The following is a 12421-nucleotide window of genomic DNA, read 5'->3' as shown; positions in this document are numbered from 1 at the left end:
ATTTTAAATATTAGTTTCCTCCAAATTTAAAACCTACACCAACTTGTAAAAAGCTGTTGGTTAATTTGGCATTTCCTGCATTTTTTGCAAGGTTTGAAACACCATAGTTATATCTTGCATCAAAGAAAATTCCGTTTTCTAAAGCAAACTCTGCACCTAAAAACGGAGCAATATTTAACGTATTGATATTATCTTTGATATCTCTTTCGTCATCTGCAGAAATTTCAAATCCTGGAATTACTCCTAATCCTAAATCAGCAACTGTTTTTGATTTTGCAGAAAGGATTACTCCAAAACTTGCACCTGCTGAAATAGAAAAACTATCAGAAATAAAATACTTTGCAGATACAGGAATTAATAAAGTACCTAAAGTAGTTTTGTTCTGAATTTTGATGAAAGTAGCAACATCATCCGGATCTTCAACTTTTTCGCTGATTTTACCTCCAAGTGGTGAGTATAAAACTTCTCCCTGAAGTCCAAACTTATCACTCATTTTATACTCCACAAGTCCGCCTACGTAGAATGTATGCATTGGATCTGTACTTTCTACCTCCTGATTGTCTTTAAACTTTAAAGTTGATAAAGAATAACCTGCTTTTGCCCCGAATCTTACTTCCTGAGCACTAACTGTAGCTCCCATGATTGCTACTGCAGCAACTAGTAATAGTTTTTTCATAGTTTCAAATTTTTATAATAATTTTTTAGGCACCAAATATATCACTTTTTATAGAAGTGCAAAATATTTTTTTTAAAATTTGAAAACTTATGTGTATTTAAAAAAACTTATTCCCGATTTCTCTTTTCTTCCTCGTTGTACGCCAGTATAATTTTCTTTACAACAGGGTGTCTTACCACATCTTCTTCCGTTAAGTAAACAAAACCTATTTCTTTTACATCTTTCAGGATTCTCATGGCTTCTTTCAGCCCGGAATGCTGTTTTGGCGGCAAATCAATCTGCGTAGGATCTCCTGTAATGATAAATTTGGCATTCATTCCCATTCTTGTAAGAAACATTTTCATTTGGGCATGAGTGGTATTTTGCGCTTCATCCAGAATGACAAATGCATCGTCCAGAGTTCGTCCTCTCATAAAAGCTAAGGGTGCAACCTCAATCACTTTTTTCTCTATAAAACCTTCAAGCTTCTCATGCGGAATCATATCACGCAACGCATCGTATAAAGGCTGAAGATAAGGATCAAGCTTTTCCTTTAAATCTCCCGGCAAAAAACCCAGGCTTTCTCCGGCTTCTACGGCGGGTCTGGTAAGAACAATTCTTTTAACTTCTTTATCACGCAATGCTTTTGCTGCCAAAGCTACGCTGGTATATGTTTTACCCGTTCCGGCAGGTCCGATCGCAAACACCATATCTTTTTTCTCGGTTTCTTTTACAAGTTTTTTGAGATTGGTAGTTTTGGCTTTAATAATTTTTCCGTTAACACCTTTTACGATGATATCCTGATCAAAAACAAGCTGTTTCTCGTTTTCGTCTTTGATGTTTAATATATTTTCTACATCTTTCAGCTCAATAGAATTATTTTGTGATATGTAAGAAACAATGTCATCAAGTTTCTTTCTGAATATATCTAAAGCTTCCTGATTGCCCATGGCAAAGATAAAATGATCTCTTCCGGTGATTTTTAATGTAGGAAAGCTGGATTTGATTAAATTAAAATATTGGTTATTAACTCCGTAAAAGTTTTTTGCATCAATACCTTCTAAGTCATACGTTAATTCAAACATGCAAATTTTTTTTAGTTTTTAAATTTAATAGTTTTTTTGTGATCTTCGTCAAAATTCTTATCCACAAATTTTATTCCTTTCCTTTTATTTTAGATAAATTTGCAGTTCTATCACATATATCTCATGTCAATTATTACCCTCACTTCAGATTTCGGACGCATAGATTACAGAGTTTCAGCAATGAAAGGGAAAATTCTGTCCTTAAACAGTGAAGTCACAACAGTTGATATTACACACGACATTCAGGCTCACAATTTAATTCAGACTTCATATATCGTAAGAAATGCGTACAAATATTTTCCAAAAGGAACCATTCATGTCATTTCAGTCGACAGTTTTTTTCATAAATCAAGAAAAAATATCTTATATAAAGCTGACGGATCTTATTTTATTGCAGCAGATAACGGCTTGTTAAGTCTGATTTTTTTTGATATAAAACCGGAAGCTATTTATGAAATTACGCTGAATAATCGTTTCGACGATATTGTAAACTTCACATCTACAGATGTTTTTATTCCCGTTGCGGTGCATTTGGCAAACGGCGGACTTCCTGAGGTGATCGGGCGGAAGATAGATGCCGCAAAACAGCTTTTGTTTCCCAGACCGGTTTTTAATGAAAACGAAAGTATGATTATAGGAGAAGTAATGTACATTGATAATTTCGGAAATATAATATCAAATATCAGCAGAGATTTTTTTGAAACTTTAGCAAAAGGTTATGAAAATTTTACGATTAAATTCAGAAACCTGAGCCTTTCAAAAATCTATTCAAGCCATTGTGAAGTAGTTGCAGACTGGGAAAGAGAAACCGAATACCACGGGCAATCTGCGGCAATCTTCAATGATAGCGGACAGTTGGAGCTCACGATTTACAAAGGCAGTAAAAAAAACGGTGCTAAAACACTTTTCGGACTCAATGTAGGAGAAAATATCTACATCGAATTTTTCTAAAATTATCTATTTCATAAAAAAACCGATTTTTTTTATATATTTGTCAAAATCTAAAATTTAAAAATGGCAGAATACAAATTATTGCTTCCTTCGATGGGAGAAGGCGTGATGGAAGCTACAGTTATCACTTGGTTGTTCAACGAAGGAGATCAGGTAAAAGAAGATGATTCGGTAGTGGAAATTGCAACAGATAAAGTAGATTCAGACGTTCCGACACCGGTTTCGGGAAAAATCGTAAAAATTCTGAAGCAAAAAGATGAGGTTGCAAAAGTGGGGGAAGCCATCGCTATTTTAGAAATTGAAGGTGAGGGTGGAAGTACTTCTGCAGAAGAAGCAAAGGCTGAAACTGCCTCAGCTCCGGATGCTGAAACCTTAAAAACTATTGAAGAACCATTAAATACAGCTGCTTCGACTGAGTTTTCGGGAGATCTTTATCTTTCTCCGCTTGTAAAATCTATTGCACAGCAGGAAAATATTTCTGAAACTGAACTGAAATCTATTAAAGGAAGCGGTTTAGAAGGCAGAATCACTAAAGAAGATATTCTAGCATACGTTAAAAACAGAGGAAACCAACCTGCTCCTCAAGCTGCTCCTGTTCAGCAGCCAGCTCCTGTTTCTCAGCCTGTAACTCCTTCTGCTCCGGCATCTACTATTACCGCTGCTGCAGGTGATGAGATCATTCCGATGGACAGAATGAGAAAGATCATTGCTGAAAACATGTTAAAAGCAAAGCAAATTGCACCACACGTGACCTCTTTCATAGAAACTGATGTTACCAATGTTGTAAAATGGAGAAACAAAAACAAATCTCTTTTTGAAAAACGTGAAGGTGAAAAACTGACTTTTATGCCTATTTTCGTAAGAGCAGTTGTAAAGGCAATTCAGGATTTCCCAATGATTAATGTTTCTATTAACGGTGAAAATATCATCAAAAAGAAAAACATCAATATTGGTATGGCAACAGCTTTGCCAGACGGAAACCTTATTGTTCCTGTCATCAAAAATGCAGATCAGCTGTCGTTATCAGGTTTGGCAAAAGCGATCAATGACCTTGCTTACAGAGCAAGAAATAAAAAATTAAGACCTGAAGATACTCAAGGTGCGACATATACCATTTCAAATGTAGGAAGTTTCGGAAATCTTATGGGAACACCTATTATTCCTCAGCCACAGGTAGCGATTTTAGCCATTGGAGCAATCGTTAAAAAGCCTGCAGTTCTTGAAACTCCGGATGGTGACGTTATTGCGATCAGAAATCTGATGTTTATGTCTCACTCTTACGATCACAGAGTAGTTGACGGTTCTTTAGGCGGAATGATGCTAAAACATGTTCATGACTATCTTGAAAACTGGGATCTGAACACAGAAATATAAGTAATGAATTTTTGGCAATGATGGATGTTGCCAAGTCAGATATAAACCTCCGAAAATCGGAGGTTTTTTTGTTAAATGTTTAAGATGGAATTTTAAAATTATAGATTTCTAAATTTTAACATCATTATTGAATATTTTTTTTCGGATTTAATAAAATTTAGCCTAATTTTGAAGTATGCGTAGAATAATGGTCTACTTCCGAAGAGCTCTTAAAAAATCTTTTGACAACATCCGAAACGAACAGCTGAAAAACAATCTTCTTCAGGCGGTTCCTTTTTGGATAGGCTCTGTAATTACAGGTTTTTTTGCAGTGATGTATGCTAAAATATTTGCGTGGGGAGAAAACCTTCTGCATTTTATTCTCAACTGGCACGACTGGATGATTTTTATTATTGCACCGATAGGTTTTGTTCTTTCGTGGTGGCTGGTAAAAGAATTTGCTCCGAATGCTAAAGGAAGCGGTATTCCGCAGGTAATGGCAGCAGTAGAATTGGCAAATCCGAAAGAACACCGTAAGATAAGAAGTCTTCTAAGTTTAAAAATAATTATTTTTAAAATTCTCTCATCAGTAGTTTTGGTAATTGGTGGGGGTGCAGTCGGAAGAGAAGGTCCTACCATTCAGATTGCAGGCTCCATATTCAGGAAAGTAAATGAGTATCTTCCCGACTGGTGGCCCAAGATTTCAAAGAAAAACATGATTATGACCGGAGCTGCAGCCGGATTAGCAGCCGCTTTCAATACCCCATTAGGAGGAATTGTTTTTGCGGTGGAAGAACTTTCAAAAACACATATCAATTATTTTAAAACAGCATTATTTACCGCAGTTATTATTGCTGGTTTAACGGCACAGACTTTGGCCGGATCATATCTTTATTTAGGGTATCCCAAAACCAATGACGTATCTTTAATGGTGATGTTTCCAATAATTTTGGTGGCAGGAGTTGCCGGGATTTTAGCCAGTCAGCTTTCCGTTATTATGCTTAGAATAAATCACTGGAAAAAAAGAAAACTGAAAACAGATCGTTCAAATATACTTTTTCTGATTGGCTGTGCTTTAATTATTGCCTGTATTTCGTTTTTTATCAGCCGAGAGATTCTCGGATCTGGAAAAGAAATCATGGAACGTGTTCTTTTTACTCAGGATAAGCACGAAGCATGGTATGTTCCTGTCTTAAGAATGTTTGGACCGGCTTTATCATTTACTTCTGGCGGAGCAGGAGGTATTTTTGCACCGGCTCTTACTGCGGGAGCAAGTATTGGTTCTGTAATTTCGGGTATAATTCATTTAACACCAAACGAAACTAACGTTGTTGTTTTAGGTGGAATGGTCGCTTTTCTTACAGGAATAACGAGAGCTCCGTTTACATCAGCAATTATTGTTCTGGAAATGACAGACCGCCATTCGCTTATTTTTCATCTGATGCTTGCAGGAATGATTTCTTCAATCTTTTCTATTCTGGTCAGCAGACATTCGCTTTATGATGTTTTGAAAGGTAATTTTCTTTCTGAACTGAGAAGTGAGACAAAATCTTAAAATTCAAATTCAATGCCCCCTACATAAGTCAAAGAAAAATTATCGTTTTCTACTGATTTTGGCTGTGGAATTTGCCCGTGACTTACGAAGACCAGAGAATTTACTTCAAATTTCAGATTCATTTCATTTATTCTGTTGACAAGAACAGGGAGCCATTGCTCGGCAAAAGAATATTCTGCAAAATGCTGGATGCTGTTTTCAAAACCATATTCCAGAAAATCCTGATCAAACCATACGGTATCCTGAGATTCTGCAAATTTTGAAATATAGCTGTCATCAGATTCTTCGTTGATGTAATAGTTTTCATCTTCTTCTACAAATTGGTAAAAATCATCTTCACTTGTGAAGTCTCCTACCCAAAAATCTAAAATCTGCTTGTTCATTGTCTTTATTTGAAAGTTCAAAGGTAATATTTTAGGGTGATAAATATCTAATCGAGATTTAACATATTTGCTTATATTTGATCTATTAGCAAAGAATAAACTTCGTAGCTTACGATAAGTTTAAGATTTGTATAAAACACCAATGAAAATCAATAATATAATTTAAGATAATCAATCTCAATATGAAAAAACTCAATATCGCAGCGCTTGCATTTTCAGGTGTTGTATTTTTAAATTCTTGCGGAACGGCTAAACAAGCTGCTGAAAAACCTGAAGTAACAATTGATTTAGTCCGTGCAGAACCGGTAAAAAATGCAGAACAAAAAGAAGAAGGTCTGAATCTTGCTTACATGGATAAAACTGTTCGTCCGCAGGATGATTTCTTCAATTATGTAAACGGAAACTGGATCAAAACCACGCAAATCCCTTCAGATAAAGCAAGCTGGGGTTCTTTCAATGCTTTACGGGAGAATGTAGATGACGCTTCTTTAGGTATTTTGAATAAAATTTTAAACAAAAACTACGCAGAAGGTACGGAAGGTCAGAAAATTCAGAATCTTTATGCATCTTTTATGGATGTAGAAAAGCGAAATGCGCAAGGGATTGCACCTATTAAGTCTGATTTGGCTAAAATTGATGCCATCAAAAATGTAAATGATCTGCAGAAATATCTGTTGGAAGCCACAAAACTCGGCGATAATTCTTTCTATGGATGGCGGGTAGGTGCGGACCTGAAAAACTCTAAAATGAATGCTGTTTATCTTGGCGGACCAGATTTGGGACTGGGAAGAGATTATTATCAGAAAGTTAATGAAGCCAATACTAAAACTTTAGCAGAATATCAGAATTATGTGTCAAAACTGTTCAGCGTTTTAGGGTATAAAAATTCTGATCAGGCAGCAAAAAATGTAGTTGATTTTGAAAAGCAGCTGGCTAATAATCTTTTAACACTTGAGCAGAACAGAGATGCCAATTTAAGATATAATCCTAAAAATGTTTCGGAGCTTTCAGGTTTGGTAAAGAATGTTAATCTTTCAAAGTATCTTACCGAAGCTGGTGTCAATACAGATAAGGTGATTATTGGTGAGCTGAAATATTATCAGAATATGGATCAGTTCATCAACCAGAAAAATCTTTCTTTGCTGAAAGATTACCTGAAATACCATGTCATCAATGGAAATGCAAGCTATCTTGGAGATAATCTCGACAATATCCGTTTCGATTTTTATTCTAAATATTTGCAGGGGCAAAAAGAGCAGCGTGCGATGGATAAAAGAGGTCTTGCTTTGGTAAACGGAGTTTTAGGTGAAGCGTTTGGAAAGCTGTATGTGGATGAATATTTCAGTCCAGAATCTAAGAAACAGATGGAAATGTATATAGATTACATTTTAAAATCTTTCAAAAATCACATTGATGAGATGGATTGGATGTCTCCTGAAACCAAAGTAAAAGCGCAGGAAAAACTTTCTAAATTTTCAGTGAAAATTGCATATCCTGATCAATGGAAAGACTATTCTAAGTTAAAAGTGGGATCTCCTTCTCAGGAAGCAACATTATATTCTAATCTGCAGAATGTTTCAGCATGGCAGTACCAGAAAAGTCTGGAAAAGGTTGGCAAACCGGTTGATAAAACAGAATGGGGGATGTCTCCTCAAACCGTTAATGCATACTACAGCGGATCAAACAACGAGATTGTTTTCCCTGCAGCAATTCTTCAGCCACCTTTTTACAACCCTAAAGCTGATGCAGCAGTAAATTTTGGAGGCATTGGTGCTGTTATAGGACATGAAATTTCACATGGTTTTGATGACAGCGGTTCAAGATTCGATGGTGATGGTAACTTAAATAACTGGTGGACAGAACAGGATCGTAAAAATTTTGATGCAAAAGTAGGTCAATTGGCTGCACAGTATGACGCATACGAGCCTGTAAAAGGAAGTTTTGTCAACGGAAAGTTTACAAGCGGAGAAAATATCGGAGATCTGGGTGGAGTAGCAGTTGCTTATGATGCACTTCAAATGTATCTTAAAGATCATGGAAATCCAGGATTGATAAGCGGTTATACACAGGATCAGCGTTTTTTTATGAGCTGGGCAACAGTATGGAGAACAAAATCTACCGATCAGTATATGATGAATCAGGTAAAGACAGATCCGCATTCGCCGGGATACTTCAGAGCTTTTGGTCCGTTGGTTAATCAGGACTCATTTATAAAAGCTTTTGATATAAAACCGGGCGATAAATTGTACAAAGCACCGGCAGAAAGAATAAAAATCTGGTAATTATTTGGAAAGCACGTTTTTTAGCGTGTTTTTTTATTTTTCAGATTCAAAACACTGAAAACAATAGTTATCTTTGTTGCAAATAATAACTTTCTTCATTTTAAATTGAAAAATAATAACTCAGATTTTCTTCATTTAGGAAACAAGCTCCTTCAGTGGTATTCTCAAAATGCACGTGATCTGCCTTTCAGAAAAACAAAAGATCCTTATAAAATCTGGATTTGTGAAATTGTTTTCCAGCAGACAAGAATTTCGCAGGGATTGAATCATTATAATAATTTTGTGAAAAGATTTCCTGATGTGAAAACTTTGGCAGAAGCTTCTGAAGATGAGGTTTTATTGCACTGGAAAGGTTTGGGATACTACTCAAGAGCGATTAATATTCACAAAGCTGCAAAACAGATCATGTCAGATTACAATGGGATTTTTCCTTCTGAGTATGACGAAATTTTACAACTAAAAGGAGTGGGTAAATATACTGCAGCTGCAATTTCAAGTATTTGCTTTCATGGAAAAATGCCTGCGGTAGATGGTAACTTTTACAGAGTTTTGAGCCGTGTTTTTGCTGATGATTTTGATATTTCATCATCCAGAGCTTTTGCGTATTTTTCAGAATTGTCCCACCTTATTATGCCGGATAATGTTGGAGATTTTAATCAGGCAATGATGGATTTGGGATCGGAGATCTGCAAACCACGAAATCCTGTATGTTTAGAATGTCCTCTTAACAAAGACTGTCTTGCTTTTTCTTTGAATAAAACGAATGAATTTCCGGTTAAGACCAAAAAGGTAAAAGCAGAGAATTTGGATCTGAGCTATTTTTTTGTTCACAGAAACGGAAATTTTTTAATTCAGCAGAGAAAAGATGATTTTATCTGGAAAAAATTATTTGAATTTCCTAATTCAATTCCCGAAGCTTTGAAGCCGTTTAACAAAGGAAGTAAAACCTTACAGCACAAGCTTACACACAAAAATTTAACGATAGAAGTACATGATATTGAAGTTTCTTCCGAAGAGGTTTGGAATGATTTTACATCAAAAAATGAATATCTTATCACTAACTTTGAATCATCATTAATGAGATCTTTTCCGAAACCATTAGAAAATTATATACAAAACCGGTTGAAAAAGTGAAATTTAAAGTGCATTCTCTGCAAAGTCAAATCTAATTTGTATTTTTGCCAAATGATAAAAAAGGTCATTTTTATTTTTGTTTCGCTGCTGATCATTTCCTGCGGTAAGGAGGCATCACCAAAGCCTTACGGTGAGCTCAGATTAGAATATCCTGCACCAAAATATAAGAAGTTTGAGCCCAACTGTATGTATTCCTTCGAAATTTCAGATTTCGCTAAAATTTATGATGCTAAAAAACCTTGCTGGTATTATCTGAATTATCCTAAAATGAAAGCTAAGATCTTTCTTACATATTATCCCATCAATAACGATTTTGCACAGCAGATTCAGGAAACTGAAAAAATGGTGTATAAGCATACCATAAAAGCCAGCTCAATTGATACAAAATCTTTTGAATATCCTGAAAAGAAAGTCTTTGGCAATTTTTACGAACTGAAAGGTCAGGCTGCATCAAACCTGCAGTTTTACGCAACAGACAGTACAAAGCATTTTGTTACCGGTTATCTGTACTTCAATTCAAGACCGAAACCCGATTCTCTTGCTCCTGCGGTAGATTATATCAAAAGAGATGTAATGCATCTTCTGGACACATTTGAATGGAAAAAATAAACTTTAAAAAATACAATAGATAATTATATGAAACTATTAGTCGTAGGAAGCGTGGCATTTGATGCAATTGAGACGCCATTTGGTAAAACAGATAAAATTTTGGGCGGAGCCGCTACTTATATCGGGATTACATCTTCGATTCTTGGAGTTGATTCCGGAATTGTTTCTGTAGTGGGAGGCGATTTTCCTCAGGAGCATCTGGATATGTTTACCAGCAGAAATGTAAATATTGAAGGAATTGAAATCGTAAAAGAAGGAAAAACTTTTTTCTGGGCGGGAAAATATCATAATGATCTTAATACGAGAGATACTTTGGTAACCGAAGTTAATGTATTGGAGAATTTTGATCCTAAAATTCCGGATTCAATGCAGGATGCAGAGATTTTACTCTTAGGAAATCTTCATCCGGGAGTACAGCTTTCTGTATTGGAAAAAATGAACAACCGTCCCAAGCTGGTTATTTTGGATACAATGAATTTCTGGATGGATTCTGCAATGGATATTCTTGAGCAGATGATTGCCAAAACTGATGTAATCAGCATTAATGATGAAGAAGCGAGACAGCTTTCAGGAGAATATTCTTTGGTAAAAGCTGCTAAAAAAATCCATGAAATGGGTCCTCAGTTTGTAATCATTAAGAAAGGGGAGCATGGCGCGCTTTTATTTCATGATAACAAAATTTTTGCAATTCCTGCGCTGCCTTTGGAAGAAGTTTTTGACCCGACAGGAGCAGGAGATACTTTTGCCGGAGGTTTTGCAGCTTATCTTGCCAAAAAAGGAACATTCGATTTTGATACCATGAAGTCTGCATTGATCGTAGGTTCTGCAATGGCATCGTTTACTGTAGAAAAATTTGGTACTGAAAGATTGGAAGAAGTAAAGGAGGCAGATATTCAAAACAGGTTGAAGCAATTTAAGGAATTGACAACTTTTAATGTGGAACTTCAGTAATATTCTTTTTTTAAGAAATATTTATAATAAAAAATTGAGTGCAATTCGTTAAGAATTATAAATTTGCAACTTGTTTAAAAATTTAAAATGGTAAATAAACTAAAAATCACTTTTCTTCTGGGAGTATTGGTGATGTTTTTTTCAGGAAACATCAATGCTCAGCTTAAAAAAGGACAGTTGGTAGATGGTATCGCAGCGGTAATTGGTGACGAAATCGTGCTGGAATCTGATGTTGAAGAACAGATCAATTACGGAAAGCAGCAAGGGGTTGCTGTTACCAACAGATGTGAGTTTTTGGAAAACCTAATCAATAATAAGCTTTTGGTATACGAAGCCAAGAGAGATACTCTTATCGAAAACCGTTCGGCAATGATCAAAGAGCAGGTAAATGCAAAATACAATCAATTGCTTTCTCAGTTTCCGGATGAAAAATCAATGCTTGCAGCTTACAAATTCAGAAACCAGTATGAATTGAAAAATGCCATCGAAAAAATTGATACCGATCAGTATTACGGGCAGGCAAAATTTCAAAGAATCACCGAAAAAGCAGACGTTACACCAAACGAAGTGACAGATTTTTATAATTTATACAAATCCCAGCTTCCGGAAATCAAAGATGAGGTTTCTCTTTCCCAGATTATGATGTATCCTAAACTTACGGAAGCTCATAAAGATGAATTGATCAACAAGCTTAAAAAAATAAAAGCAGATATTGAAGGAGGCGAAACTTTTGAAAGCCAGGCAAGAATTTATTCTGAAGATGAAGGTTCTGCGGCAAACGGAGGTTTGTACAAAAATATCAATAAAGGTCAGATGGTAAAACCATTTGAAGCAGCAGCTCTCAATTTGCAGGAAGGTGAAATTTCAGATCCGGTAGAATCAGAATTTGGGTATCACATTATTCAGCTTGTGAAAAAATCAGGTAAGAATTATGATGCAAGACATATTTTGCTGAAAGCAATTCCTACAGAATCAGAAATGATGACTGCAAGGAAAAAATTAGACAGTATCAAAGGGTTGATTGTGGCTGAAAAAATCACTTTTAAGGATGCTGCTTTCAAGTTTTCAGATGATAAAAGAACCAAATTTAATGCAGGAGTTATTACAGGAAATGATGGTTCAAACAAAATCGAAAGAGAAAATGTTTCGGGAATAATCAGTTACGAACTTGCGGGTTTAAATAAAGGAGATATTACAAATGCTTTTGATGATGTTGCAGACAGAGACAGAAAAGTAGTAAAAATCATTAAAATTGAAGATGTGATCCCCGCTCATCAGATAAAACTGGAAACCGATTACGACAGAATCAAACAAATGGCGCTCAATAAAAGGAAAAACGAAATGGTAGAAAAGTTTGTCAATTCCAGACTTCCTGCAACATTCATTTCCATAGATGGCAGATATGACAACTGTGATTTCAGAGCCAATTGGAAAAAAGATTCAATCAAAAAATAAAAAATTAA

The 12421-nt window shown here is 35.5% G+C and carries 11 protein-coding genes; 8 read left to right on the top strand and 3 right to left on the bottom strand.

Annotated elements, in window-relative coordinates; translation table 11 throughout:
* Positions 1-10: 10 nt before the first annotated feature.
* Both AC0NBN_RS07825 and AC0NBN_RS07820 read right to left on the bottom strand, forming a co-directional pair.
* Positions 11-676 carry a porin family protein gene (locus AC0NBN_RS07825; RefSeq protein ID WP_089745299.1) on the bottom strand — a complete coding sequence of 222 codons (666 nt, stop codon included), beginning with the start codon at positions 674-676 and terminating at the stop codon, positions 11-13.
* A gap of 107 nt (positions 677-783) precedes the next feature.
* Complete coding sequence (locus tag AC0NBN_RS07820; protein ID WP_089745300.1) at positions 784-1740, bottom strand: PhoH family protein; 957 nt, start codon at positions 1738-1740, stop codon at positions 784-786.
* A gap of 123 nt (positions 1741-1863) precedes the next feature.
* On the opposite strand from AC0NBN_RS07820, the gene AC0NBN_RS07815 reads away from it, so the two are divergent.
* From AC0NBN_RS07815 to AC0NBN_RS07805, 3 genes are all read left to right on the top strand, one after another.
* Positions 1864-2691: an SAM hydrolase/SAM-dependent halogenase family protein gene (locus tag AC0NBN_RS07815; protein WP_143884571.1), complete on the top strand. Its 828-nt coding sequence runs from the start codon at positions 1864-1866 to the stop codon at positions 2689-2691.
* Positions 2692-2754: 63 nt separating this feature from the next.
* On the top strand, positions 2755-4065 hold the full coding sequence (locus AC0NBN_RS07810; protein WP_160812734.1) for a dihydrolipoamide acetyltransferase family protein: 1311 nt from the start codon (positions 2755-2757) through the stop codon (positions 4063-4065).
* A 175-nt stretch (positions 4066-4240) separates the two neighbouring features.
* Positions 4241-5599, top strand: a complete 1359-nt coding sequence (locus AC0NBN_RS07805) for a chloride channel protein (protein WP_143884569.1) — start codon at positions 4241-4243, stop codon at positions 5597-5599.
* On the opposite strand, the gene AC0NBN_RS07800 is transcribed toward AC0NBN_RS07805, so the two are convergent.
* Positions 5596-5982, bottom strand: a complete 387-nt coding sequence (locus tag AC0NBN_RS07800; protein WP_160812735.1) for an immunity 22 family protein — start codon at positions 5980-5982, stop codon at positions 5596-5598. The genes AC0NBN_RS07805 and AC0NBN_RS07800 overlap by 4 nt on opposite strands.
* Positions 5983-6164: 182 nt before the next feature.
* Here AC0NBN_RS07800 and AC0NBN_RS07795 point away from each other — a divergent pair, with 182 nt between their 5' ends.
* The 5 genes from AC0NBN_RS07795 to AC0NBN_RS07775 all read left to right on the top strand — a co-directional run bounded on the left by AC0NBN_RS07795 (position 6165) and on the right by AC0NBN_RS07775 (position 12413).
* Positions 6165-8264: a M13 family metallopeptidase gene (locus AC0NBN_RS07795; protein ID WP_160812736.1), complete on the top strand. Its 2100-nt coding sequence runs from the start codon at positions 6165-6167 to the stop codon at positions 8262-8264.
* 105 nt (positions 8265-8369) lie between these two features.
* Complete coding sequence (gene mutY / locus AC0NBN_RS07790; RefSeq protein ID WP_160812737.1) at positions 8370-9398, top strand: A/G-specific adenine glycosylase; 1029 nt, start codon at positions 8370-8372, stop codon at positions 9396-9398.
* Positions 9399-9449: 51 nt separating this feature from the next.
* Positions 9450-10007 (top strand): gliding motility lipoprotein GldD, encoded by a 558-nt coding sequence (gene gldD / locus AC0NBN_RS07785; protein WP_160812738.1) that lies wholly within the window; start codon positions 9450-9452, stop codon positions 10005-10007.
* Positions 10008-10034: 27 nt separating this feature from the next.
* Complete coding sequence (locus AC0NBN_RS07780) at positions 10035-10958, top strand: PfkB family carbohydrate kinase (protein ID WP_143884564.1); 924 nt, start codon at positions 10035-10037, stop codon at positions 10956-10958.
* Between the two features lie 87 nt (positions 10959-11045).
* Entirely contained in the window at positions 11046-12413 is a 1368-nt protein-coding gene (locus AC0NBN_RS07775) for a peptidylprolyl isomerase (protein WP_160812739.1), read from the top strand.
* Positions 12414-12421 lie beyond the last annotated feature (8 nt).

Source organism: Chryseobacterium sp. L12, assembly GCF_056133985.1.
The sequence above is the reverse complement of the archived record's forward strand: the minus strand, read 5'-3'. Positions and strand labels throughout refer to the sequence as shown.